The sequence below is a fragment of the Pseudomonas fluorescens genome (genome assembly GCF_041354075.1).
Taxonomy (GTDB): Bacteria; Pseudomonadota; Gammaproteobacteria; order Pseudomonadales; family Pseudomonadaceae; genus Aquipseudomonas; species Aquipseudomonas fluorescens_CE.
The window spans coordinates 52576-79201 of record NZ_JARZGC010000012.1; the positions used below are offsets into that span (position 1 = coordinate 52576).

Sequence of the window (26626 nt, forward strand, 5' to 3'; positions counted from 1 at the left end):
GAGGCTAGTCGATGTTCGGTAAGCAAATGCCTTCGGCTGCCCGTTCAAAGGACGAGGGAGAAAAGCCTTTCTGGATCTCCTTCGCTGATTTGATGACCGCCATGATGATTTTGTTTCTCGTGGTCATGGTGGCGGCCTTGAGTTCTGTAACGCAGCGTATTAACCAGGCGGAGCAGGGGGAGAAACAGCGTAACAAGGACATCAGTCAGATCTGCGAGCACTTGAGTCTTAAGGCGAAGACTGCCAGTAAGACCATCTTGGTGGATTGCAAAGACAACCGGATTAGCTTTGGCGACGCTGGCCGCTTTGGGCATAACCAGTACGCGCTGAGCAACGATGGTCAGTCGGCACTTCAAGAGGTTGTGCCAATGATTCTGGAGGCGGCCAACAGTGAGGTAGGTCGTAAATGGTTCAAACAGGTGGTGATCGAGGGATCGACAGACACCGACGGTTCCTATCTTTATAACCTGCACCTTTCATTGCAGCGTTCAGAGTGGGTGATGTGCAGCCTGCTCGATAGTCGCAGCCCGCTCCAGGTCGGATTGTCGCCGGAGCACCAACAGCAAATCAGGTCGATGTTCCTGGCAGGTGGCGTGTCCTTCAACAATGCAAAGGACACCAAGGAAGAAAGCCGGCGAGTGGAGTTGCGCATGCAGTTCTTTGGCTTGAAGGAAAAGGAAGAAAACCTCAAGCCAGATGTGCCGGTGTTCAATAACACCGATATGGAAAAGTGTCAGTTGGCGATGAACCGATGACTAGCCCGATCGCGAGGCTTTCCGCCTCCATTAACCTGAGTCTATCCACGCATCGAGCGGGTCCTGCGCCAGAACCGTTGGCGCGATTCCCCCGTCTGGGTGCTGCAGGAATAGATCTTTACGAGCGATTCGAGCGCGCTGAAAAGGCCTTGCCGCCACCCCAGGAAAAGCGCCGTGCGGCGATAAGCAAATTCCGCAATGTACTGCCGCTCAACGCCTCAGAGTGGCGCTTGGTCTTCGCCGGCCTCTCGGACAAGAGTGAGCGAGTCGGGCCGATACTGGACGATGACCAGCTGTATGCCCGAGTGCACAAAGAAATCCATCACCGTATTGAAAAACAAAGACTGAGCCGCCGGGATTGGCTGGCGCTGTGCTTCAGCTACTTCGGGTACGAGGCCGTCACGCCTGATAAGAACGCCAATTGGTGCTTGTTGCGCGACGACGTTCAGCTTGGCTTCGAATGCGTCAGGGGCCAGCAAAAGCGCGAAAAGGAATGGGTGCAAATCGTCCAGCAGCATCAGGAGCTGTTTTCCGAGCAGGCGGGTGCAAGGCTGGGTGACCAGATGTTCAAGGGGGAGATCTACGATCTTTCGGCACTGCAGACGATTGCGCAGATCCCCGACAACAGTTGGCTGTGGCGCAGGATCTTTAGTGTACTGATCTCTCGTATTTTCATTTTGAATGACGCCGAATTTTCTCAGCGCCTAGCCGACCTCGTCGACATCGGTCGACAGCACCCGCGCTACATGAACGACATTCTGAGTGCGTGTCTGTCGCGTTATCACTTGGCAGCTTATCGAGAAAGACCGTCGTCGCTGCTCAAGCAGGTTGCACTCGACAATTGGGGCAGCCCCCAAATTCGTTCCAGGCAAAACAGCTGGCTGCAGTACGTTGAAAAGGACGTCTGTGCGATGGTCGTGGCGTGGTTCGCGAAGGAGGATCTGGAGCACTTCTTCAATCTGTTGAAGGGAGACTCCGAGGTTGATCAATCTCGACTGTATTACTGGCTAAGATTTGCCAACCAGATGAGCTATACCCGGATCGTCATGGGCGCAGATGCCTGGCATGACCGCGGGCAAGACTTTGTCCATTTTCGTGAGAAGAACAAAGGGCGCTTGAGCAAGCTGGTCGGCGGTCCAGGGCATAACAATGCCGTAGTCATGCAGATTGGGGACTACTTTTTCGTGGAGTTTTCGGGAACGGGGAATGCCTGCTTTGTGTATAAGGCGGACGATTCGCCGTTTAACCCGGACAAGTCCCAGCTTGAACTCACCAAAGAACTCAAGCAACGCCATCGAACGATAGAGTGGATGACTCATTCACCTGCGCCTGGCCGCCCGGACCGCATCGAGGGTTGGCTGAGCAAGTTCGACGACAAGCTCGGCAAACTGGGCATCCGTGTGCAGAGTCAGGTCGCAGCGTCAGGAGCAACCAAACCGATCGCTTTTGAAGACCAGGTCCGTGACGCTCTGAGGTCGGTCAAACACAAAGTCTATGACCAGCGCGCGCGCGGCGGTGCGTTTCAGGTCCAGCTTGATAACAACGACCTGGCTGCCGTCGCAGCACTTCAACGCCTGGGCTTCAAACCCGTCAATCAGCAGCCGCTCAGGTTCTGGAGCCATTAATGTTCAAGCATTTGCTCAAAGGTATCGGCCGTCAGACGAATGTGGCAGCGGAAAATACCGAGTCTGTTTTTTCCATAGAAGAGCAGGGCATTTGCTACCCCCTGAGCCTGGCAGAGGCTACCAAGTCCTGGCCGCTGGCAAGTTATCTGGATCAATTGGAAGAAGAGGAGTTCGTCTCCCAACTCAGCGATCGCTGGTTGCTGACGTGGGATGAGCTCTATCGGCTGCTTGATGAACCAGAGCATCTAACAAGCCTGCCACTATTGGGCTTGCCACCAAAGACTGCACTGATTCCTCAACTGAGCAGCCAAGGCAGTCTTGCTTCCGACGATTTCAAAGTCTCCGTCAGTGGATGGCGTGATCCGCAATCCAACGCCAATGTGCAGGTGCAGCGTACGGGCGCCATCCTTCAGTACCACGGAAAAACGGAGATTCTGCCTGAGTCGTCCTGGAAACTGACCGGTGCGGTACGACAGCTTTATCTGGCTCAACAAAATGAGCCAGGTGAAGTAACCAACCAAATCGGCTGGGCCAGCATCAGAAAACTGGCGCGCAAGGCGGGTGCCGGTATGGATGGTTTCTTGGATAAGACTGTCGTAATCAAACCCGAAAGCCTTCGACTCAACCCGCGAAAATCGACGGTAGGTGACACACCGGTTATCGAACTGCAACCCAGCTTCGAAGGCCAGCCGGCAAACTGGCTTGAGAGTTTCGACGGTGCCAATCAGGTACAGGATCGATACCGGGTGACCGGTGCTGATGGATCGCTGACCCACGTCCTGATTGAGCCTGAAGTCAAATCGGTATTGGACTATGTGCGCTCGTTGCCCGGGCGCCGGGTCGCTGGCGACGATGCCCTTTCTTTCGTCCGCAACCCATACAGCGCACTCGGCGACAGTGCCGCGCGAGTGCTGGATGCCGAGACCTATGAAGGCGAGCTCGCCGAGGCGGGGATTTTCTTCCACCGCTTTCATCTGGAACCCCAACTGGATGAAGCGGGACAGCGCATCGAGCAGGTTAATCTGACGCTCGAACCCATCTCGCCAACTCCGCAGCCCCCCATCGAGGTTGAATTCAAAGCGGCTTATGAACTTGCGCCGTTCGTGCATGAGTTGCAGCTGAAGTTGGCCGCTGGCATGCCTGCCGGTTTCTGGCAGGGCTATGAGCTGGAACTCAGCGATTTTGATTTGCGCCAGCTGGCGGGTATCAGCGACCTGCTTAAGCATTGGCAAAACGAAGCGGTGGATATCGAGTTCGACGCCGTCCTGGACCTGTCGCTTTACGGCGACCGTGTGACAGGCATCGGGGAAGCGGAAAAAATCACTTCGCCTTTCTTGGTCAAGGAAGCGACCGAGAACTGGCTGCCGAAGGATGTGGCGGCGCTGGGCATTGACGCAGAAATCCTCGGACGTTGGGATCCTTCTGACCGAGCTCAATTTGAAGCGTTTGAGCAGCGACTGGACGTAGCTCGCGCTGCTGGAGATGAAACAGTCTGTTTGCCAGAGTCCGAAACACCGCTCTCGATTGCCGCCGCCGAGCAACTGTTTGCGGCCTGGTCCAAAAAGATCGCTCCTGTCGAGACCAGCCTCGTCCAGCCACAGGAAAAGGTTGGCCGCGCCGTACTGCAAATCGGCCACAACATCGACGAACCGACCTACGTTCAGATTCGCCAGGCAGCCTTGCGCGCCGCTTTGGACGCGACGCCAGAGTTGCCTACTTTGCTTAAGCCTGAAGTCGTCTTGCGTGAGCACCAACTTCAAGGCGTCGCGTGGTTGCAGCACTTGTTCCGTTTGTCCCCCTCGGACGTGTCAGGCTGCTTGCTCGCTGATGACATGGGGCTGGGGAAAACAATCCAGTTGCTCACCTTCCTGGTCTGGTACCTGGAAAAGTACCCAGACGACAAACCGACACTGATCGTGGCACCAGTTTCGTTGCTCGATAACTGGGAGCGCGAGCTTCATCGGTTCTTCTTCGCTGACGCGCTGCCAGTGCTAAAACTGTATGGCTCGGCCTTGAGTGCAGTGAAGTTCAAGAAGGAAGAAATCCCTGCTGACTTGAAAGCAAAAGGCATCAAGAATTTGCTGCGCCCAGGTTGGGTGGGCGGCGCCCGAATCGTCCTGACGACTTACGAGACACTTCGCGATCAGGAGTTTTCCCTGGCGCGCCAGCAGTGGTCGATCGTCGTGTGCGATGAAGCACAGAAACTGAAGAACCCTGCGGCATTGGTCACGCAGGCGATTAAAGCCATTCCGGCGAGATTTCGAGTGGCGTGTACCGGTACGCCTGTCGAGAACACCCTGATCGACCTCTGGTGCCTGTTCGATTTCATTCAGCCAGGTTTTCTGGGGGGGTTGAATCAGTTCGGTCGCGAATACCAGCGCCCAATCGAGGCCGCATTGGAGCGTGACACTGTTGCCCTGGAACGCCTGCGTGGGCTTATCGATCCGCAGACTTTACGCCGCACCAAGCAAGACATTGCCAAGGACCTGCCGGCCAAAATCGAAGACACAGCCTGCCGTTCACTTGGTATGCATACCTTGCAGCGCAATCTGTACCTGTCCGAAATAGCTGCGTACAGCCAGAAGCAGCAGATCGAGGAACAGCTCGATCAAAAGACCTCCGGGATGCTTGGGTTGCTGCACAAGCTCAAGCTCATTTGTGCCCACCCATATAGCGTCCAGCCAGATACGCGACTTCGCGACAACTCGCCGAAGCTGCAGTGGTTGATGCAGACACTTGAGTCGATCAAAAGAGCTGGCAACGGTGACAAGGTGATTGTTTTTACCGAGTTGCGCGATATTCAACGGGAGTTGCAGCATGCGATCCAGGAGCATTTCGGGTTTCGGGCGACCGTCATCAACGGCGATACCAGTACCAGCAGTCAGAGCGCCAATAGTCGGCAGAGGTTGATCGACCAATTTCAGGAGCTGCCGGGTTTCGCAGTTATCATCCTGTCGACCATCGCCGTCGGTTTTGGGGTGAACGTGCAGGCGGCCAACCATGTCATTCACTTCACTCGTTGCTGGAACCCGGCCAAGGAAGATCAAGCGACGGATCGGGCCTATCGGATTGGGCAGCAGAAGGATGTGTATGTGTACTACCCAACGGTTAGAGATGCCGCGATGCCGACGTTTGAGGCGACGCTGGATGAGCTGCTGAGTAAGCGACGAGCGTTGGCGCGGGACATGTTGAGCGGGGCTTCGGATATTCAGGTTTCGGATTTTGAGGCATTGCTGAAAGCACGCTGAATGCGCCTGCCGAAAACCAGGGCTGGGTGATATGTCAATTATGAGTACAGGTCAGTTCATCCTCAGCTTTGCCTATGAGCAAAAAACAGCGAAGGCTGCTTGCTTGCTATCATATTGCGATCAATTTATGAGCGGATTATTTACCTGTGCACACGTCCAGTATTGGCGCCGGAAGCGCAGCGACTTAATGTGCGTGGCATTCAGGTCTGCCGCCGCTTTCTGCGACTTTTCGGGTGATTGACTGAGGTAGTGGATGAAGACCAGAAATAAGGGCGAAATACTGGCCCGACGTAACCGAAATAGATAAGGTTCACCCATTAACCGCAGGTAAAGCTCCGCTCCGAATATCTGTCGACCCCTGTCTAACGTTGGCGCTCTGGGCTGATTCCCAGGCGCGCAACAGGGGACGCCTGCGCACTTACTTTTTACTCCATTCAGGATTGCCAATGGCTATCAAGAAATCCGATCTTTACTCCTCCCTCTGGGCCTCGTGCGACGAGCTGCGCGGTGGGATGGATGCCAGCCAGTACAAGGACTATGTCCTCTTCATGCTGTTCATCAAGTACATCTCCGACAAGTACGGCAATTCGGACGACTTTGCGCCACCGGTCAATATCCCGTCGGGTGCCAGCTTCAAGGACATGGTCGCGCTCAAGGGCAAGGCCGATATCGGTGACAAGATCAACACGCAGGTCATCCAGCCATTGATCGATGCCAACGCCCGGCTGGCGCGCAGTGACTTTCCCGACTTCAACGATCCCAACAAGCTTGGCGAAGGCGACGCGATGGTGGAGCGTCTGACCAACCTTGTGTCGATCTTCGAGAAGCCCGAGCTGGATTTTTCGAAGAACCGCGCCGATAACGACGACATCCTGGGAGATGCTTACGAATACCTGATGCGTCACTTTGCAAGTTTGAGTGGCAAGAGCAAGGGGCAGTTCTATACCCCTTCAGAAGTGAGCCGCATCATCGCCAAGGTCATCGGTATCAACCCGGCCAATGCCGTAGGGTCGACGACTGTTTATGACCCGACTTGCGGCTCAGGCTCGCTGTTGCTGAAAGTGGCCGATCAGGCGGGCAAGCACATCACCCTGGAAGGTCAGGAGATGGATGTGACCACTGCTGGTCTCGCCCGCATGAACATGATCCTGCACGACTTCCCGACTGCCAACATTCTGCAGGGCAACACACTGTCCACGCCCAAGTTCAAGGACGGCGAGCAGCTGCGTACCTATGACTATGTCGTAGCGAACCCGCCGTTCTCGGTCAAGAGCTGGAGCGTCGGGCTGACGCCCGCCAATGACCCCTATCAGCGCTTCGCCTGGGGAGAACCACCGGCGAAGCAGGGTGACTACGCCTTTTTGCTGCACATCATCCGTTCGCTGAAAAGTACCGGTAAAGGTGCCTGCATTCTGCCCCACGGCGTGCTATTTCGCGGCAATGCCGAGGCAGTGATCCGTGAGCAACTGGTGCGCTCCGGCTATCTGAAAGCCATTATCGGCCTGCCGGCGAACCTGTTTTTCGGCACAGGCATACCCGCTTGCATCCTGGTCCTGGACAAGGAAAACGCCAGCGCTCGCAAAGGCATTTTCATGATTGATGCCGCCAAAGGCTTTATCAAGGACGGCCCGAAGAACAGCTTGCGCGATCAGGACGTACACAAGATCGTCGATGTCTTTACCCGGATGGCAGACGTGCCGCGTTACGCACGTATGGTCTCCTTCGACGAGATCTGCGATCCGAAGAACGACTTCAATCTCAACCTGCCGCGCTATATCGACAGTACCGAGCCTGAGGACATTCAGGACATCGACGGTCACTTGCGCGGTGGCATTCCTGGGCGGGATATCGATGCGTTCGATAGCTACTGGAAGGTCATGCCTGGCCTGCGCACAGCGCTGTTCAAGCCGGCCAGCAACCCCGGCTACTTTGAACTGGTCAGTCGAGAGGTGAAGTCGGCCATCTTCGCTCATCCACAGTTCAACGACTTCAAGGCTGGCGTTGATAAGTTGTTTAACCAGTGGCTGGAAAAAAGTACCCCACAACTGAATGGCTTCGCTGCCAATGAAGCCAGCAGCCACCCCAAGACGTTGATCGCGACATTGTCTGAAGACCTGCTCAGCGCCTTCGCCAAAGCGCCTTTGCTCGACTATTACGACATCTACCAGCACCTCATGGACTACTGGACCGAGACCATGCAGGACGACTGCTACCTGATCAGTGCCGACGGCTGGAAAGCCGCCGCTAAAGCACGTGAAATTCACAAAGTAAAGGACAAGAACAACAAGCTGGGTTGGGCTGAGAAGCATGACTACTGCCAAGGCAAGCGCCGCTTCAAGTCGGACCTGATTCCGGTCGAGATTCTGATTGCCCGCTATTTCATGGCCGAGCGCAACGCTATTGAAGACCTTGAAGCCCGGCTTGCCAGCGTTGAGCAAAGCATGAGCGAAATGCTTGAAGAGCACAGCGGGGAGGATGGCTCGCTCAGCGAAGTAGTCGAAGGCGAGGGTGACAGGCAAAAGGTGACCGCCAAAGCGATCAAGACACGTCAACGCGAGATTGGCATGGATCCGAATTATGAGGATGAGTTCAAGGTATTGGCCGAATACGACGCCTTGATTGATCAGCAAAGCAGCCTTAAGGCCAAACTCAAAAAGGCTGAGGAAGACCTTGAGAACAAGATCCACGCGAAATACCCGCTGCTAAGCGAGGACGATATCAAAAGCCTGGTGGTGGATGATAAATGGTTGGCTACCTTGGCCGCTGCCGTGCATGGCGAACTCGACCGAGTCTCTCAGACTCTGACCGGACGCATCCGCGAGCTGAGTGAGCGTTACGCCACCCCGTTGCCACAACTCACCGATGAAGTGGTAACCCTTGCCAGTCGTGTGGCAGAGCATTTGAAAAAAATGGGGGCGGTATGGCAGTAAAGCCAGGCTACAAGCAGACCGAAGTAGGTGTAATTCCGGACGAGTGGCAGGTTTCCACCCTTCAAGACGCATGCCAGGAGCCAATCTCTTACGGCATCGTTCAATGTGGTCCTCATCTAAATTCAGGTATTCCATACATACGGGTTTCTGATATGGATGAACCGGAACTTAACGTGGACGGAATGCTTCGCACATCCCCCTCAATTGCATCAAGGTTTGGGCGTTCAACCGTTCAAGAGGGAGATCTTGTTTACGCGCTTAGAGGAAAGCTAGGTGAGGTGCGTCAAGTTCGTGCAGATGTTGCAGGCGCAAATCTTACACAAGGGACAGCAAGACTATCTCCAAATAAGAAAGTATTAAGCGATTATTTTCTTTGGGCGCTGCGTAATCCGCCGACTGTACGGCAGGCAGAGATAGAGGCGAAGGGAACAACGTTTCGTGAAATCACACTTGCTGATCTGAGAAAGATCAAAGTTCTGATTCCGCCCCTTTCCGAACAGCTCTTCATCGCGACGGCGTTGAGCGATGTGGATGCGCTGCTGGGTGCGCTGGAGCGGCTTACCGCCAAGAAACGCGACCTCAAACAGGCCACCATGCAACAGCTCCTCACCGGCCAAACCCGTCTTCCTGGGTTCTATGAAGAATGGATGGTGAAGCGGCTGGGGGATGTTGCTCGAATTCAGCGTGGAGCCTCACCGCGTCCAATCGATAGTCCAGTCTGGTTCGATCAGAACTCCTCCGTCGGATGGGTACGCATCTCAGATGTGACGAAGTCGGGGATGTACCTTCGCGAAACTACACAAAGACTCTCACCATTGGGCGTTCAACACAGCCGTCCAGTCGCCCGGGGAAGTCTTATCATGAGCATCTGCGCTACTGTTGGTAGGCCTGTCATCACTAAGATTGACGTATGTATTCACGACGGATTCGTCGTATTCGACGATCTTCAAGCAGACAAGCTGTTTATTTACTACACGCTGAAGTGGATCGAGCCGGATTGGTCTAAACATGGTCAAACCGGTTCGCAGATGAACCTCAATACAGGCCTGATTACCGGCACAGAGGTCTCGCTTCCACCCCTGCCCGAACAAGCTGCCATCGCCGCCGTGCTGTCCGATATGGACGCCGAACTGGCTGCCCTGGAACAGCGCCTAGCCAAAGCCCGCGCCCTCAAGCAAGGCATGATGCAAGAACTGCTAACTGGAAGAACCCGACTGCTATGACCAACCTGAGCATGGAAGCTATTCAAACGCAGCAGGCTACTGAGCTATCCAGCAAGATCATCAGCGTTTACGAACTGCTCATTGACTCTGCGCTGGATATTCCCCAGTACCAACGCCCCTACAAGTGGACCGGCAAGAACATCAACCAACTGTTCTCCGATATCGCCATCCACAAGGACAAGTCCGCCTACCGCTTAGGCACCATCGTGTTTCACCAGGAAGGTGGGACCAGGAACATCGTCGATGGTCAGCAGCGCACTATCAGTCTGATGCTGGCGGCTCGTGCGCTGATCCAGCGGAACAAGGAAGAAAAGCTCAAACGCGATGATTTGCGGAACCGACTGCTCAAGCTTGAGCAAGCGATGGTGAACCCCAGCTTTACCAGCGAGATCTCACAGAAAAACATCCACAGCAATTACCTCGAGGTGGCCCGCATCGTTTCCCGCACGGACTTCACCGAGGCGCACATCGACTTTTTCCTGAACAAGTGCCAGGTCGTTGCCGTGGCGCTTAACGATGTGTCGGAAGCCTTTCAGTTTTTCGATTCGCAGAATGCACGGGGCCGGGATCTGGAGCCCCATGATTTGCTCAAGGCTTACCATCTGCGTGAGTTCAGCCCCCGTGACGAGCCATTGAAGGCGGCCACGGTCGCGCATTGGGAAAGCAGTGAAACCGAGGAATTGGCCACGCTGTTCTCGCAGTACCTGTACCGCATCCGCAATTGGTCAAAAGGGGTTTCGGCGCGTTATTTCAGCAAGGATGACAGCGACTTGTTCAAGGGCGTGAACATCGACACGGTGGCCAGCTACCCCTATGTGGAACAACTGCGTATCGCCCACCATTTTGTCGATCACTACAACGGGCAATACGAACGCAGGATCGATTCGCGCGAGCTTGGTTTTCCCTTCCACCTGGATCAGATCATCATCAATGGTCGGCGATTTTTTGAGCTGATCAGCCACTACCAGAGCAAGGTGGCGCGGATCAGCGCCGAGTCCTGGAGCGGACACGAGTTGGTGGGTACTGAAGGGCTCGATGGCTACGCGCAGACGATCATGGACACGCTCAATACCTACCCGGCAAGAAACCGCACCGGCGATTGTTACGTGCGGGCGATGTTCGACAGCCTGCTGATTTTTTACATCGACAAGTTTGGCCATGCGGATATTTCCCGGGCCATCGAGAAGATTTTCATCTGGGCCTACAGCTTGCGCCTGCAGATGCAGGTGGTGCAGCTGGCGAGCATGGATAACCACGTACTCAGGAACAACCTGTTCAGACTGATCAAGGAAGCCACTCGCCCTGCGGACTTTATCAACTGCAGCCTGCCCGTGCTGAGCAGCAACAACTCAACTAAGACCGAGAAGATCGAGGCTCTGTTCAGGGAGATGAAATATTATGAGTGAGGAGATCACCCAGCTTTCCATCAAGGCCCTGCTCAGCGGCAAAGTTGAATACATGATCCCGATGTACCAACGAAACTACGCCTGGGAGGAGGGAGAAATCACGCAGCTGATTCAGGACGTGATCGATTACCTGCCTGAGGAAGGTAGTACCGCGCAAAATTACTACATTGGTACCCTGGTGGTGTATGAGCGCCGGGATACCAAAACACCCGTATTCGAAACCATTGACGGGCAGCAGCGCCTGACGACCCTGTCGTTGTTGACCTCGTATTTGAAAAATACCCGAGCTGTCGAGCTCGACTGGTATTCGACGCTGAGTATCCACTTCGATAGCCGTGAGCATTCGCGCGCGACTTTTGCGGCCATCTTCGAGGGGAAATTCAACGATGACCCTGCCGAGGTGTTGGTTGAGAAGCAGATCAACACAGGCATCCTCAATGGCTATCGGCTGATCCAGAAAGTCCTTCCGCAAAAGCTGAAAGAAAACGACGTTTCGCCTCAGCAGTTTGCTGACTACCTGTTTCGCTACGTGCAAATCATGCGGGTGAAAGTACCGGCGGATACGGACCTGAACCATTACTTCGAGATCATGAATAACCGCGGTGAGCAGTTGGAAAAGCACGAAGTGCTCAAGGCGCGGATGATGAAAGCGTTGCAGGGTTGCGAGCAAAGTCAGAATTGCCTGCATGCTGTTTGGGAAGCGTGCGCCAACATGGAGCGCTACGTGCAAATGGGCTTTACACCCGAGCAGCGCAGCAACCTCTTTGGCGATAAGAATTGGGGGACTTTTGAGCTCGCAGACTTTGATGCGCTTCGGGAAGCGCTGCACCGTATGCAAAAAGTGGCAACCAGAGAAAGCGAGGCGTTAACCCTTGATCAGATTATTGCCAAGGCACCGAGTAGCGTAGAGGCGAAAGAGTCAAGTGACGACGCGCCAGAACGCTTCAACACAGTGATCAACTTTCCAAACTTCCTGCTGCATGTACTGCGTGTCGATACGCAGGCGGACCTTCCTCTGGATGACAAGCGCCTGCTCGATACCTTTGAAAGGTATGTACTCAAGCAGCCCGACCCTGTTGCGGCCGTTAAGCGTTTTACCTTCAGCCTGCTGCGTTGCAAGTATCTGTTTGACCAGTACGTGATCAAGCGCGAGTTTATCAAGGGCTCGGATGGCTGGAGCCTCAAGCGCTTTAAATGGAATGACGGCGGCAAGGCTGGCGGAGCAGGTCGCGGTAGTTACGTGAATACCTTCGGTGAGGAAGAAGGCAGCGATGGCATCAACCGTCGCATCCTGATGCTGCTGTCGGCGTTTCATGTTTCTACGCCAACGCTGGTTTACAAGCACTGGCTGAATGCGGCGTTGCATTACCTCTTCCAGGCCAGGCAAGTTGAGGCTCAGGCCTATCTGCAGCACATGGAGTCGGTAGCAAAAGCGTTTGTCTTCGACCGCTTTCTGGCTCCAGCGGCAGGCTTGGAATACTTTGCGATGATCTATACGAACCAAGGTGTCTGTCAGACACGCCGCGAAAGTATTGCAGTACAGACGTTTGAGCCCCGGTTGAGATTCGGCAATATCGAAAACAACTTGGTGTTCAACTTCCTGGACTATCTGCTTTGGCTTGAGCACGGAGCGAGCGAGAAGGTCAAACCCTACGAATTCACCTTCCGTAGTTCGGTGGAGCATTATTACCCGCAGCATCCATTGGACGGACAAGTTCAGCTCGACACTGACACGCTCAACTCGTTCGGCAATCTATGCCTGATCAGCCATAGCAAGAACTCCCGCCTGAGCAATTTCATGCCATCGGCGAAAAGCGAGTTTTATCTGAAAAACTCCATTGATAGCGTCAAGCAGTATTTGATGATGGAGACCAAGCCTTGGGATGCCAGCGCCATTCGCGTCCATGCCGAGCAAATGAGTAACGTGTTGCTCAACAGCCTCGCCAGTAAACACGAAACCGAATAAACCCTGCAGGATGCACCTGATGACTCAACAACCTCGCTCCGAACGCCGCACCCAGAATCGTGTTCGAGCCTTGTTTACAGACAAGACGCGGCCTGATTACCTTGGCTACGACTACTTGGGCGATTGGGGCAAGCGTGGGCAAAACCGCAACATCGAAGACGAGCTGCTACAGGCAAATCTGAAGCAGCGCGGCTATTCCGATGCGCAGATATCGGCGGCGTTGCAAAAGCTGAAGACCGCAGCGGATGCCACGGGCATCACCCTGTACCAGGCCAACCTGCGTACCTACCAGTTGCTTCGGTATGGTGTGCCGGTGCAGGTTGTCGTCGGGCAGGCCCACGAAACGGTGCATTTGATTGATTGGGAGCACCCTGAGCGCAATGACTTCTCCATTGCCGAGGAAGTGACCCTGCGCGGTGGCCATGAGCGCCGTCCTGATCTGGTGATTTACCTGAACGGTATCGCCATCGGCGTGATCGAGCTCAAGCGCAGTTCGGTTGAGGTAGCCGATGGAATTAACCAACTGATCACCAACCAGGAGGAAATCTTCAATCAGGGTTTTTTCAGCACGGTGCAGTTGGTCTTCGCTGGCAGCGACTCTCAGGGCCTGCGCTACGGCACGGCAACGACTCGCGCCGAGTTTTTTGTCGAGTGGAAGGCTTCGGCGGAAAAATCAGCGTCAGTCGAACTGGACACCCAGCGCGAGATGCCTGCCCCCTATGACGTAACGCTCCGCGCAGAAGCGGCGCAGTGCGGTTTTCTGCTGGATCGCCCCTTGGCGCAAATGTGCGAGAAATCCCGTCTGCTTGACCTGATCCGCAACTTCATCATTTTCGATGCGGGGATCAAAAAGGTGCCGCGTCCGCATCAATACGTCGCTGTGAAGGCAGCACAGGAGCGGGTTCGGCGAAACGAGGGTGGGGTGATCTGGCATACACAGGGCAGTGGCAAGAGCATCCTGATGGTGCTGATCGCCAAGTGGTTGCTCGAACATGATGCTGACGCGCGCGTTCTGGTGATCACTGATCGCGATGAGTTGGACAGGCAAATCTCCGGGGTCATGCGCAACGCCGGGGTGATCGGCAGTGACGCTCCGTCGCCACGGATCATCTCTCGTGCCGATCTCGTACAGAAACTCGCCGCACCTGCGCCGCGCCTGCTTTGCGCTTTGCTGCATAAATTCGAGCCGGACCTGAGCGTGCCACCGCCGCCCATGCATGGCCGTTTTTATGTCTTCGTGGACGAATGCCACCGCACTCAAGGTGGCGACATGAACAAGCAAATGAAGCAATGGCTGGCCAATGCCGTTTTCATTGGCTTTACCGGAACTCCTTTGCTGCGCAAGGACAAGCAGACCACGCACGATGTGTTCGGCACCTACATACACACCTACAAATTCCACGAAGCCGTTGCGGACAAGGTTGTGCTGGACCTTAAGTATGAAGCCCGTGACGTACCGCAGCGTTTGACTTCGCAAAAGGCCATCGATGCCTGGTTCGAGCAGAAAACCAAGGGGTTGAACAACTATCAGAAATCGATCTTGCGCAAGCGCTGGGCGACCATGGAGTCGCTGATGAGCGCTGGCGAACGCAAGCAGCGGATCGTCGCCAGCATTATCGAGGACTTCAGCCTGAAGCCGAGGCTGAATAACGACCGGGGCACCGCCATCCTGGTGGCAGCCAGCATTTATGATGCCTGTCACTATTTCCGTTTGTTTGAAACTACTTCGTTTGGCCCTTACTGCGGCATCGTCACTTCGTATGAGCCGAACCACAACTCGATCTCCCGCGACCCAGCGCAGAGTGATGAGCGTTACAAGTTCAACACTTACACACAGTACGTGCTGAAGCCAGGTCAGACCACCACGGCGTACGAAGAGGAAACCAAGCGTCGGTTTATCGAAGAACCCGCCAATCTGAAACTGCTCATCGTGGTGAGTAAGCTGTTGACCGGTTTTGACGCGCCCAGCTGTTCTTACATCTACCTGGATAACGAGCTTCGGGACCATAACCTGTTCCAGGCAATTTGCCGTACCAACCGATTGGACGGAGATGACAAGGATTTCGGCTACATCGTGGATTTCAAGGAATTGTTCGGTGACGTGCAAGACGCGATTTCGGTTTACACCTCGGATGAGCTGGATGTCGACACGGGCAGCGGTGGCAGCAACAACATCGAGCTGAAGAACTGGTTGGTTGAAGGGAAAAAGCAGCTGGATGCAGCTCGAGAGGCGCTGAGTTACTTGTGCGAACCTGTCGCGCCGCCGCGAGAGGTTGAGCAGTTTATTCATTACTTCTGTGGTGATGCGGCTAATGCGAATGCTCTGGATGAGACCGAAGCACTACGGGTCGCTTTCTACAAAGCGGTGGCCTCGTTCACCCGGGCTTTTGCAGACTTGGCGCAGAACCTGACTGAGGCCGGTTACTCAGCAGCGCAAGCTGCCACACTGCAGGCCGAAGTGCAGTTTTACGCCGATGTGCGTGAAGCGATTAAGAAACACTCCGGTGAAGAATTGGATATCAAGCCATTCGAAGCGGATATGCGGCATCTGCTCAACACGTATATTCAGGCAGATCCAGCCGATCCAATGAGCACAGTCGATAGTTTTTCGCTGGTTGAGCTGATCGTGCAGACTGGCGTGCATGATGCCATCGCCAAAAAGCTCAATGCCAAAGGCAATCTTTCCAAGGATGCGATCGCCGAAGGCATTATCAACAATGTGCGTAAGACCATCATTCGTGAACAACTGACCGACCCGAAATTTTACGAGGGGATGTCTAGGCTGCTCGAAGACCTGATCAAGCAGAGTCGTGATGATGCTGCGGCTTACGAGGAGTTCCTGCGCAAAGCCGAGGCGGTGGTCAGGCAGATGGCGAAAAAAGGTTCAGGAAATACTCCGGCCGCGCTCAATGGCCATCGAGAGGCGACGGTGCTCTTCAACAACCTTGGCAGCATTGCCGCGAAAACCTTTCAGTGCCCGCAGGACGAAGATTCAAGAGTCAGATTGGCACTGGATATTGATCAAGTCATGCGTAAGGAAGCCCCTTCTGCCTGGCGAGGAGAAACGACACGCGAATCGCGGATTCTCAATGCGTTGTTTCCTCTGATGGGACGTGACGGAGAGGCGACCATGGCCATTTTCGAGATCATCAAGAACCAACCGGGCTATTGATGGACGAGATTATCGAACTGGGCGACATCTCAATTTCGGTGACCCGCAAAGACATCAAGAATGTCCATCTGAGCGTGCATCCACCCGAGGGGCGAGTGACCTTAGTCGCCCCGACAAGCACGCGGCTCGAGGTCGCTCGGGCTTACGCTATTTCAAGGCTTGGGTGGATTCGTGAGCAGCAGAGCAAGCTGCAAGCCCAGGCACGTGAGGCGCCGCGTCAGTTTGTGGAAAGGGAAAGCCACCATGTATGGGGGCGGCGGTACCTGATGGTGATTAAACACCAGAACGCCAAGCCCTCCGTGGTGCTCGACCATAAACGCCTCACCTTGACTGTTCGCCCCGGTAGCGACGCGAACAAGCGTGCCGACGTGATGTACGAATGGCAGAAGCTGCAACTGCACGCCGCGGTGCCGGTGTTGATCAAGAAGTGGGAACGCAAGCTTAAGGTGAAGGTGGCGGGGTATTACCTGCAACGGATGAAAACCAAATGGGGTAGCTGTAACCACCGAGCAGGGAACATTCGACTGAACACCGAGTTGGTGAAGAAGCCGAAAGATCTGCTGGAGTACGTGATTGTCCACGAGATGATTCATTTGCTTGAGCCGACTCACAATGAACGCTTCATCCTCCTCCTTGGTGAGCATTTTCCAACGTGGCGTGAGGCCCGTGCCGAGTTGAATGAGCTCCCGCTGGCGGCCGAAGTCTGGAAGGAATGAAGCCCGCTTGGTATTCCAGCAGGCTTGCTCAGCTATGCGGAAAAGCACCTCGTAAGCGCTCTGGTATTTCTGAACGATGAATTCGATTTGTCGAAGGTCTTGCGTCTTTTGTAGGGCTGGCGGCACCGGTTTCTATTGTTCTAGAGTAGTGGCCTTTTGCTGTTCCCCCCGAGCAGCGCATTCAAACCTCAGGATGCCCTATGCAGGATGCAAACGCGTTAAAGCCCGGATTCATGATCATCCACGGCAATCGCCTTGACGATTTGCGTGAGCTAGCGGTGAGCTGGATGCAGCGCTACCCATTAGCCCCGTTGGAAAATGAAGTCGTGCTGGTGCACAGCAACGGCATTGCTCAATGGTTGAAGCTGGCGCTGGCTGAAGATCCTGATGTCGGTGGCTGCGGTATCGCCGCAGCGTTGGATGTGCAACTTCCTGCGCGTTTCCTTTGGCAAGCCTACAGGTCTGTCTTGGGTTCGGAGACGACACCAGAGACCTCCCCGCTGGACAAGGCGGCACTGAGTTGGCGACTCATGCGCTTGCTGCCTCAATTACTAAGTAAAACCAATTTCAGCAGTTTGCGGCGATTTCTTCAGGAGGATGACGATCAGCGCAAACTCTACCAACTCTCCGAGCGGCTGGCGGACCTGTTCGATCAGTATCAGGTCTATCGTGCCGATTGGCTGGAGGACTGGGCGGCCGGGCGTGATCAGCTAAGGCACATCAAACGCGGTGTGAAACCGCTGGATCCCGATAACCTGTGGCAAGCGGAACTGTGGCGGGAAGTATTGGCGGATGTTGGCGAGGGCGCTCTTGAGCAGAGCCGGGCCGGTGTTCACAAGCGCTTTGTCACACACCTGCGTGAAGCCGGGCAGGCCCCGTCCGGGGTGCCTCGGCGTGTGGTGGTGTTCGGTATTTCGTCTATGCCGGCACAGGTTCTCGAAGCTCTGGCCATACTCTCGCGCTACAGCCAGGTGTTGCTGTGTGTGCACAATCCTTGTCGCCACCATTGGGGCGATATCGTCGCTGACAAAGACTTGCTGGGCCATGCCTATCGCCGCCAGCCAAACAGAAGCACTTCTGTGGCAGCGAGCCAACATGGCCAGCCATTGCTCGCCGCTTGGGGCAAGCAAGGTCGCGACTACATCAATTTGCTCGACCACTATGACGAGCCGACGAGTTATCGATACCTGTTCGAGGGCCTGAACGGCGGACGTATCGACCTTTTCAATGACGAGCCACCTTCAAGCCTGCTGAGCCAATTGCAAAGCGACATTCTTGAATTGCGTCCTCCGGCGGAAACCCGCGAAGTATGGGGCCCCGTCGACTTGGCCCTAGATCGCTCGGTACGCTTCCACGTGGTCCACAGCGCGCAGCGTGAAGTGGAAGTGCTGCATGATCAGTTGCTCGCCCGCTTCAGTGCCAATCCGGCGCTAAGCCCTCGGGATGTGATCGTGATGGTGCCGGACATCAACGCCTACGCACCGCATATCGAGGCGGTGTTCGGCCAGGTACCGCGTCATGATCCTCGTTATCTGCCGTTTACCCTGGCCGACCAGGGGCAGCGTGGCCGCCAGCCATTGCTGATTGCCCTCGAACACTTGCTCAAACTTCCTCATAGCCGCTTCGCCGTCAGCGATATTCTCGACCTGCTGGACGTGCCGGCGCTGCGGGCGCGCTTCGGTATCAAGGAAGCGGATGTGCCGATCCTGCAACGCTGGATCGATGGTGCCGGTGTGCGCTGGGGACTCGATGCGCAGCAGCGTGAGAGTCTGGGCATGCCGGCGGGCCTGGAGCAAAACACCTGGCGTTTCGGGATGCGCCGCATGCTGCTGGGCTACGCAGCCGGGCAAGGGCCCGAGCTCAATGGCATCGAGCCTTACGATGAAGTGTCCGGGCTGGAGGCGGCATTGGCAGGGCCTTTGTTGACCCTGCTCGATCACCTGGAAGTCGCCCGCGAAGACCTGCAGCAGCCAGCGACACCGGTGCTCTGGGTTGAGCGCCTGCAATCGCTGTTGAAGGTGTTCTTCCGTCCGGTGGGGGATGGCGAAGAATTACTGGTCAACCAGTTGCTCAAACTGCTCGATGACTGGCTGCGCACCTGTGAGTCTGCGCAATTCAACGAGCCTTTGCCGCTGAGCGTGATGCATGAAACCTGGCTATCCGGCATCGAGGATGGCGGCTTGTCGCAACGTTTTCTCGCCGGTGCGGTGAACTTCTGCACGTTGATGCCGATGCGTGCGATCCCTTTCAAAGTGGTGTGCCTGCTGGGCATGAACGATGGCGATTATCCGCGCCAACAGTCGCCAGTCGATTTCGACCTGATGCGCAACAATTACCGTCCGGGCGATCGCTCACGGCGCGAGGATGATCGTTACCTGTTGCTTGAGGCGCTGCTATCGGCCCGAGAACAACTGTACGTCAGTTGGGTTGGCCGCAACATTCGCGACAACAGCGAGCGCGTACCTTCGGTACTGATCGGGCAACTGCGCGATCACCTGTCCAGCGGCTGGCGCTTGGCGCAGCCTGGCAAATTGCTGCATGCCTTGACCCAGGAGCACCCGCTACAGCCTTTCAGCGCCGCCTACTTTGCCGACAAGCCGGGTCCGGACGGGCTGTTCACTTACTCTCACGAATGGCGTGAGGTGCATGATTCGCCAGATCAGCAGCCATCGGAAAACCTGTTGCCAGCACTCGCCCAAGACACGCCTTTAACCCTGCGCCAACTGGCCGGGTTTGTGCGCGACCCCGTCGGGGCGTTCTTCCAGCAACGGCTCAAGGTTAACTTCGACAATGACGAGTTGACCAGCCGCGACGACGAAACCTTTCAGCTCGACGGCCTTGAGAACTGGCAGCACCAGGACCGGCTCAGCCAGGCGCTCAAGCGTTGGGTTGAAGAAGAGTACCGACCCGAGGACGCGGTGGCCGAGCTTGATCGACATGTTCAGCGTTTGCAGCGCGAAGGCAATTTGCCGCTGGGCGGCTTCGGAACCTTGAGTGCCTCGGCATTGGCAGAGCCGCTGCCGGACCTGCTGGAGCGTTACCACGCGCAGTTGCAAGCATGGCCTGAAATCGAGGACGGCCAGACCGCCGCAACGATCGCCGCGCAGGACCCGAGCCCGGGATTTAGTGATTGGCTGGGTGGCATTCGCCGTAACGCCCAAGGTGAGCGAGCCTACTTACAGTTGGACAGCAAGAAACTATGCAACGACGACAGTTGGCGCTGGCACAACCTGGTTCGTCCCTGGGTGCGCCATCTGGCGTTGCAATTGAGTGAACCGGGCTGCACCACAATTCTGGTCAGTTTGAACGGGGATGTAGTGTTCCGGCCAATGCCGGCGCAACAGGCGCAGGAACAGTTGCAGTCGCTGCTCGACGCCTGGGTGGCGGGCATGCGTGAGCCGTTGCCGGTTGCCTGTCAAAGCGCATTCGCATGGCTTGAGGAGGTGGGGGTGGAAGGCGAAGACAAAGACTCGGCCTTGGACAAGGCCCGTGAGACATTCGAGGGTGGCTTCATGCGCACCGGAGAAGCAGAGAGCTCCTTTGCCTTGCGCCGCGCCTATGCTGACTTCGACCAGTTATGCGCCTCCGGTGATTTCGTCACATGGTCCAAGCGGTTGTATGGCGGACTGTTCAAACATTTACTTTCCAGCCGCGCAGGGAGCGACCAATGAGCCCGGTAAATCTCAACCCCCTGGACTTTCCATTGCATGGCAGCCGATTGATCGAGGCCAGTGCCGGCACGGGCAAAACCTTCACGATCGCTTTGCTTTATGTGCGGCTGGTGCTGGGGCATGGCGGCGAAAACGCTTTCAAGACACCGCTGACACCGCCGCAGATCTTGGTGGTGACGTTTACGGACGCCGCAACCCAGGAGCTTCGCGACCGTATTCGCGCGCGCCTGACCGAAGCGGCGCAGTGTTTTCTGGAGCCGGATCGCAAACATGACAAGTTGCTGCAGCAACTGCGTGCCGAGTACCCAACTGAGCAATGGCCCGATTGTGCACGGCGCTTGCAACTGGCCGGGGAGTGGATGGATGAGGCCGCCGTCTCGACCATCCACGGCTGGTGTTATCGGATGCTGCGAGAGCATGCCTTCGACAGTGGCAGCCTGTTCGCCCAGACACTGGAAACCGACCAGGGCGAGCTGCTGGCGGAGGTGAGCAGGGATTATTGGCGTCGGCATTTCTATGCCTTGTCACCGGCGCTCTCCAAGGTGGTGGCCGATTGCTTCAAAACCCCGACTGATCTACAGAAGGCGCTCAGTCCTCTGCTATCGCGGGCAGACGCGGAGTTCCGGCAGGCAGGGGCATCGATCAGCGCTCCGGCACGATTGGATGCGCTTCTGCAGTCCCCTATCGATTGGGAGCAGCGATGTATTGCGCTTGAGGACCGTGCCAGAGCTGAGTGGTCGCGAGACGTCGCCGGGATAAATACGCTGCTGGGTGATGTACGAACGAAGTTGAGCGGAAAATCCTATCCAACCAAGACTCCCGAAACCTTCGAGCAGATGCTTGGTGATATCGCGAAATGGAGCCTGGGAGACGAAGCCTGTGCTCATGTTCGCAAGTGTGGGCAAACCCGGTTCAGTGTGAACAAAGGCGGCGTTGTCAGCATGCACCCCGCTTTTCAGGCCATCGATACGTGGGTCGATCATCTGGAGTCAAAAACCGAGGTGCGCGCGCAACTGCTGCTACATGCACTGCGTGAGGTGCAATGTTCGTTCAATGCCGAGAAAGTGCGCAGGGCGCAAATCGGTTTCGACGACCTGCTCAATCGTCTTGACCAGGCCTTGCAAGGCCCGTCGGGCCCTCGTCTGGCTGAGACCATTCGCAAGCAATATCCGGTTGCCCTGATCGATGAATTCCAGGACACCGATCCGGTTCAGTACCGGATCTTCGAAACCATTTACCGCATTCCCGACAACCTGAATAACTGCGGCCTGTTCATGATCGGTGACCCGAAACAGGCGATCTATTCCTTCCGTGGTGCGGACATCTACACCTACCTCCAGGCGCGCGAGGCAACGGCTGGCCGTCATTACACACTGGGGACCAACTATCGTTCCACCAAATCGATGGTCGACGCGGTCAACCACTGCTTCCGATACGCCGAAGCCCAGCCTCGGGGCGCGTTTCGGTTTGCCACAGAAGACCAGGGCAACCCGGTGCCGTTCAACACCGTCCAGGCCAATGGTCGTGACGATGTTTTGCAGATCAAGGGTGCGGATCAGCCTGCCTTGACGTTCTGGCAGCTGGAAACCGAGGGTGTGGTCAATAACGCCACCTACTTGCGTAAAGCCGCTGAAGCCTCGGCATCGGCGATTCAGGCCTGGCTTGATCCCGCTGCAACCGAGCGTTCCGGTTTGCTGAAAGGCAAGGGTGAATTCGTCGCCTTGCGGCCCGCCGATGTTGCCATTCTGGTACGTAATCGCAAGGAAGCCGAAGCCATCCGCAAGGCCCTGGCGCATCGACAGCTGGCCAGTGTCTATCTCTCCGACAGGGACTCGGTCTTCGAAAGCGAAGAGGCCGGAGACCTGTTGTATATCCTGCGAGCGTGCGCTCAACCCACCAGCGACCGGCTGGTGCGTGCTGCCATGGCGACCCGCAGCGTCGGGCTGACATGGCAGACCCTGGAGCAATTGAATCAGGATGAGTTGTTCTGGGAACAACAGGTTTTGCTATTCAGGGATTTTCGCGCGTTGTGGCAGCAACAGGGCGTGCTGCCGATGCTGCGAAAACTGCTTGCCACGTTCAAGGTTCCGGCCCGTTTGCTTCTGGAAGACCAGGGGGAGCGTCGCCTGACCAACCTGTTGCACCTGGCCGAGTGGTTGCAGCGCAGCGCCGCCGAACTCGATGGCGAGCATGCGCTGATCCGCCACCTGGCCGAGCAGGTCGATGGCCAGAGCGAAGAAGAAATTCTGCGCCTGGAAAGCGATTCGGATCTGATCAAGGTCATCACCGTGCACAAGTCCAAGGGACTGGAATACCCATTGGTGCTGCTGCCGTTTGCCTGCAGCGCCAGGGCGATCGATGGCCGAAGCACAACACCGCCCATGTTCCACGACGACAAGGGGCTGGTGATCGAGCTGATCAAGGGCGATCTGGCGAAACCGGCTCAGGCGCTTGCCAACGATGAGCGCATGGGCGAAGAGATGCGCTTGCTCTACGTCGCCCTGACCCGAGCCCGTTATGCCACCTGGATCTGTGTGGCGCCCCAGGGCTTCAAGGCTGGCGGTGCATCGACGGACCTGCACAAGGCTGGCCTGGGCTACATGCTAGCGGGTGAGAAGCCGATCTCAGCGGCTCAATTGCCTGACGTGGTTGCAGCGTTGGCCAGCGGCTGCGCAGACATTGCAGTGTGCGCAGCCCCGGTGCCGTCTGATGCTGTGCATACGGCGCCAACGCCACCGCTGGTGGGGCCGGCATTGCGCCCCATGCACACGCTCGCGGCGAACTGGTGGATCGCCAGTTACTCGGCCTTGGCCATTGCCGACGGTAATGTCTTGATGGGTGCGCAGCCGAGTGTCAACCTTGAGCCGGCGACCGCACTGGAAGCCAACTTGCAAGAAGAGGACGAAGTTGAAGCTTTGCCTGCAGGGGCCGGGATTCACGGGTTCCCTCGTGGCGCAGGACCGGGCACCTTTCTCCACGGACTGTTCGAATGGGCCGGTCGCGAAGGTTTTGCCAAGGCCGCTGGAGATCCAATAACTCTCCATAACACCGTTGCCCGACGCTGCAACCTGCGCGACTGGGAAACCTGGATCGAGCCACTGTCCGCCTGGCTGGGCAGCTATCTGAATGCACCGCTGCGGTTCAACGGTACCCAATGCAAACTCTCGACCCTGAGCACCTATCAGGTGGAGATGGAGTTCTGGTTTTCCAGCCGGTCGGTGAACGTTCAGCGCCTCGATGCACTGGTGCGTCAATACACGTTGGGTGGTGCACCGCGCCCAGTACTGGCTGCCAACGAGTTGAACGGCATGTTCAAAGGCTTCATCGACCTGACGTTTGAACATCAGGGTCGCTACTACGTGGCGGACTACAAATCCAACTGGCTGGGCAGCAACGATCAGGCCTACGACGCCGAGGCGATGGTCGAGACCATGCTGGACAAGCGTTACGACCTGCAGCTGTGTCTGTACCTGCTGGCTTTGCATCGCCAGCTCAAGCTGCGCCTTGCCGGGTATGACTACGAACAGCACATGGGCGGGGCGGTGTACCTGTTCGTTCGTGGGCACCAGGCGCCCACCCATGGTGTGCATTTCGAACGACCGCCACGGCAGTTGATTGAACAACTGGACCAACTCTTCATGGGCCAACACGCGGAGGTCAGCGCATGAGCCAGACCCTTAAGCAACTGAGCAACAGCCAGCGCAACGTTGATCACCCGCTGTTGTTCGTTGGCGATGCCGACAGCAGCGCGCTGCTGCATCAACTCGACAATTGGGTGAGCCGAGGCTGGTTGCGCGCACTGGATCGCTCATTCGCCACCTTCCTTTTTGAACAGGATCCCCAGGCCCAGGCCAGTGTGTTGCTGGCCGCCGCGATGACCAGTCATCAACTGGGTCGCGGGCATTCCTGCCTGGATCTGGTCGCTACCGTGCAAGCGCCTGACTTTGTGCTGTCGTTACCTCCTGAAGGAGAGGAGGGTGGTCAATTACCGTCGCAATGGTTGCTGGGCCTGGATGTCGCGCAATGGCGCCGGGCGTTGTGCTTGAGCACGATGGTGGAGGATCGGGACGAGCCGCAGCGATTCCCGGAGCGGCCGCTGGTGTTGTCCGGACAGCGTCTGTACCTGCGTCGTTACTGGAACTATGAGCGCAGCATTGCCCAGGCGCTGAGCGCCCGTTTGAGTGTGGACGCGGTAACACCGGGAAAACTTTCGAGTCGGCTCGATGCCTTGTTCCCTGACACCTTCGAAGTTAACGGTGAACGCCGCAGCGACTGGCAAAAAATTGCCTGTGCGCTGGCAGCGCGAGGTAACTTCAGCGTCATCACCGGCGGCCCTGGCACCGGCAAGACCACCTCGGTCGTGCGCTTGCTGGGGCTTTTGCAAACACCGGCAGTGGAAGAGGGGAAGCCGCTGCGCATTCGTCTCGCCGCCCCCACCGGCAAGGCAGCAGCACGCTTGTCCGAGTCCATTGGCAAGGCCGTCCGTGAGCTGCCGGTCAGCGCCCCGGTGAAGGAGGCGATCCCGACGGATGTTTCCACATTGCACCGTCTATTGGGCAGTCGACCGGATTCGCGCAACTTCATTCACCACTGGGATAAGCCGCTGGAGCTGGATGTATTGGTGGTCGATGAAGCGTCGATGATTGACCTGGAAATGATGGCTTGCCTGCTCGATGCCTTGCCTCGGCAGGCGCGCTTGATCCTGTTGGGTGACAAGGATCAGCTGGCCTCGGTGGATGCAGGCTCCGTGTTGGGCGACCTTTGCCGCGACGCTGAAACCGGCGGCTATAGCGAGCAAACAGTGGCCTGGCTGGAAGCCCACAGTGGCGAGTCGGTCAGCGCTCCGGGGTTGCAAACGGCAGTCGGTGCTGGCGATCCGCTGGCCCAGCAAACCGTCATGCTGCGATACTCCCGACGCTTCGACGCCCAGCAGGGCATCGGGCGTCTGGCCAAACTGGTCAATGAGAAAAATGCCGCCGAAGCACGAAGCCTGCTTGATCAGCAATTGCCTCAGCTGTTCAACCTCAAGTTGCGAGGCGAGCATGATGCCGCACTCACCGAACTGATTATCAACGGCACAGGCGATGCTCCTGGTTATCGCCATTACCTTGAGCAGCTACGAGACCAGCGTCCTGCCAAAGACACTCCCTGGGACAGTGCGCTCTGGGCCGGTTGGGCTAGCAAAGTATTGGGCACGTTTGATGAGTTCCGTCTGCTCTGTGCGCTGCGTCGCGGGCCCTGGGGTGTCGAGGGATTGAATCAACGAGTGGCCGCCGAACTGCGCCGCTGTGAGTTGTTGTCAGGGGATCAGGGATGGTTCGAAGGGCGACCGGTACTGGTCACCCGCAATGATTACAGCCTGAGCTTGATGAATGGTGACATCGGCATTGCTCTCTGGGTACCGGGCCCCTCTGCAGAACGAATTTTACGTGTGGCTTTCCCGCGAAACGATGGCAGCGGCGGCGTACGTTTCGTGATGCCGAGTCGGCTGGTGGAGGTTGAGACCGTTTTCGCCATGACGGTGCACAAGTCCCAGGGTTCGGAGTTCAACCATACGGCTCTGGTATTGCCCGACGCATTGAACCCGGTGTTGACCAAGGAACTGTTATACACCGCCATCACCCGTGCCAAACAGTGGTTCAGCCTGGTCGAAAGCAGTCCGGGTGTGTTTGAAGGGGCGGTGAGTCGCAATGTGCAGCGCACCAGCGGCCTGGCGCTGCAACTGCAAGATGAATTGGCAAAACTTCAACGCACCTGAGTGGGGGCGTTCAGGCATTTGTAGCCTGGGTACTGGGCTTCAGCGGTGACCTTTGCCATGGCAGAGGTCACCGCTTGGACCGTGATGGAGAAGTTGGCTTGGGGGCCGGCGGTGGCAACCACACGTTGCATGAAGGCTTTGTAGGTTTTCATGGCG

13 protein-coding genes are annotated in these 26626 nt (G+C 56.6%); 12 read left to right on the plus strand and 1 reads right to left on the minus strand.

Annotated elements, in window-relative coordinates:
* Positions 1-11 precede the first annotated feature (11 nt).
* From zorB1 to recD, 12 genes are all read left to right on the plus strand, one after another.
* Positions 12-755, plus strand: a complete 744-nt coding sequence (gene zorB1, locus QIW53_RS16895) for a type I Zorya anti-phage system protein ZorB1 (RefSeq protein ID WP_371050734.1) — start codon at positions 12-14, stop codon at positions 753-755.
* Positions 752-2380, plus strand: coding sequence for a type I Zorya anti-phage system protein ZorC (zorC, locus tag QIW53_RS16900; RefSeq protein WP_371050735.1), 1629 nt, complete (start codon positions 752-754; stop codon positions 2378-2380). The genes zorB1 and zorC overlap by 4 nt, the downstream gene beginning before the upstream one ends.
* Positions 2380-5628 (plus strand): type I Zorya anti-phage system protein ZorD, encoded by a 3249-nt coding sequence (zorD, locus tag QIW53_RS16905; protein WP_371050736.1) that lies wholly within the window; start codon positions 2380-2382, stop codon positions 5626-5628. Before zorC ends, zorD begins: the two co-directional genes overlap by 1 nt.
* Before the next feature lie 446 nt (positions 5629-6074).
* Complete coding sequence (locus tag QIW53_RS16910; RefSeq protein WP_371050737.1) at positions 6075-8558, plus strand: type I restriction-modification system subunit M; 2484 nt, start codon at positions 6075-6077, stop codon at positions 8556-8558.
* Positions 8549-9781, plus strand: coding sequence for a restriction endonuclease subunit S (locus tag QIW53_RS16915; RefSeq protein WP_371050738.1), 1233 nt, complete (start codon positions 8549-8551; stop codon positions 9779-9781). The genes QIW53_RS16910 and QIW53_RS16915 overlap by 10 nt, the downstream gene beginning before the upstream one ends.
* 11 nt (positions 9782-9792) lie before the next feature.
* Positions 9793-11187 (plus strand): DUF262 domain-containing protein, encoded by a 1395-nt coding sequence (locus QIW53_RS16920; protein ID WP_371050739.1) that lies wholly within the window; start codon positions 9793-9795, stop codon positions 11185-11187.
* Positions 11180-13153 carry a GmrSD restriction endonuclease domain-containing protein gene (locus tag QIW53_RS16925; protein WP_371050740.1) on the plus strand — a complete coding sequence of 658 codons (1974 nt, stop codon included), beginning with the start codon at positions 11180-11182 and terminating at the stop codon, positions 13151-13153. The genes QIW53_RS16920 and QIW53_RS16925 overlap by 8 nt, the downstream gene beginning before the upstream one ends.
* 19 nt (positions 13154-13172) lie before the next feature.
* A complete protein-coding gene (locus QIW53_RS16930; protein ID WP_371050742.1) occupies positions 13173-16325 on the plus strand; it encodes a type I restriction endonuclease subunit R in 3153 nt (1050 codons plus the stop codon).
* Positions 16325-17041 (plus strand): M48 family metallopeptidase, encoded by a 717-nt coding sequence (locus QIW53_RS16935; protein WP_371050743.1) that lies wholly within the window; start codon positions 16325-16327, stop codon positions 17039-17041. The genes QIW53_RS16930 and QIW53_RS16935 overlap by 1 nt, the downstream gene beginning before the upstream one ends.
* Before the next feature lie 200 nt (positions 17042-17241).
* Positions 17242-20712 carry an exodeoxyribonuclease V subunit gamma gene (recC, locus tag QIW53_RS16940; RefSeq protein ID WP_371050745.1) on the plus strand — a complete coding sequence of 1157 codons (3471 nt, stop codon included), beginning with the start codon at positions 17242-17244 and terminating at the stop codon, positions 20710-20712.
* On the plus strand, positions 20709-24380 hold the full coding sequence (gene recB / locus QIW53_RS16945) for an exodeoxyribonuclease V subunit beta (protein WP_371050746.1): 3672 nt from the start codon (positions 20709-20711) through the stop codon (positions 24378-24380). The genes recC and recB overlap by 4 nt, the downstream gene beginning before the upstream one ends.
* Positions 24377-26470: an exodeoxyribonuclease V subunit alpha gene (recD, locus tag QIW53_RS16950; protein WP_371050747.1), complete on the plus strand. Its 2094-nt coding sequence runs from the start codon at positions 24377-24379 to the stop codon at positions 26468-26470. The genes recB and recD overlap by 4 nt, the downstream gene beginning before the upstream one ends.
* Here the strand turns inward: recD and QIW53_RS16955 are convergent.
* Positions 26458-26622 (minus strand): hypothetical protein, encoded by a 165-nt coding sequence (locus QIW53_RS16955; protein ID WP_371050748.1) that lies wholly within the window; start codon positions 26620-26622, stop codon positions 26458-26460. The genes recD and QIW53_RS16955 overlap by 13 nt on opposite strands.
* Positions 26623-26626: the final 4 nt, after the last annotated feature.

Coding starts and splice junctions, on each gene's coding strand:
- recB (WP_371050746.1), top strand. CDS start 20,709: ATGAGCCCGGTAAATCTCAACCCCCTGGACTTTCCATTGCATGGCAGC.
- QIW53_RS16915 (WP_371050738.1), top strand. CDS start 8,549: ATGGCAGTAAAGCCAGGCTACAAGCAGACCGAAGTAGGTGTAATTCCG.
- recC (WP_371050745.1), top strand. CDS start 17,242: ATGCAGGATGCAAACGCGTTAAAGCCCGGATTCATGATCATCCACGGC.
- zorB1 (WP_371050734.1), top strand. CDS start 12: ATGTTCGGTAAGCAAATGCCTTCGGCTGCCCGTTCAAAGGACGAGGGA.
- QIW53_RS16930 (WP_371050742.1), top strand. CDS start 13,173: ATGACTCAACAACCTCGCTCCGAACGCCGCACCCAGAATCGTGTTCGA.
- recD (WP_371050747.1), top strand. CDS start 24,377: ATGAGCCAGACCCTTAAGCAACTGAGCAACAGCCAGCGCAACGTTGAT.
- QIW53_RS16910 (WP_371050737.1), top strand. CDS start 6,075: ATGGCTATCAAGAAATCCGATCTTTACTCCTCCCTCTGGGCCTCGTGC.
- QIW53_RS16925 (WP_371050740.1), top strand. CDS start 11,180: ATGAGTGAGGAGATCACCCAGCTTTCCATCAAGGCCCTGCTCAGCGGC.
- QIW53_RS16920 (WP_371050739.1), top strand. CDS start 9,793: ATGGAAGCTATTCAAACGCAGCAGGCTACTGAGCTATCCAGCAAGATC.
- zorD (WP_371050736.1), top strand. CDS start 2,380: ATGTTCAAGCATTTGCTCAAAGGTATCGGCCGTCAGACGAATGTGGCA.
- zorC (WP_371050735.1), top strand. CDS start 752: ATGACTAGCCCGATCGCGAGGCTTTCCGCCTCCATTAACCTGAGTCTA.
- QIW53_RS16955 (WP_371050748.1), bottom strand. CDS start 26,622: ATGAAAACCTACAAAGCCTTCATGCAACGTGTGGTTGCCACCGCCGGC.
- QIW53_RS16935 (WP_371050743.1), top strand. CDS start 16,325: ATGGACGAGATTATCGAACTGGGCGACATCTCAATTTCGGTGACCCGC.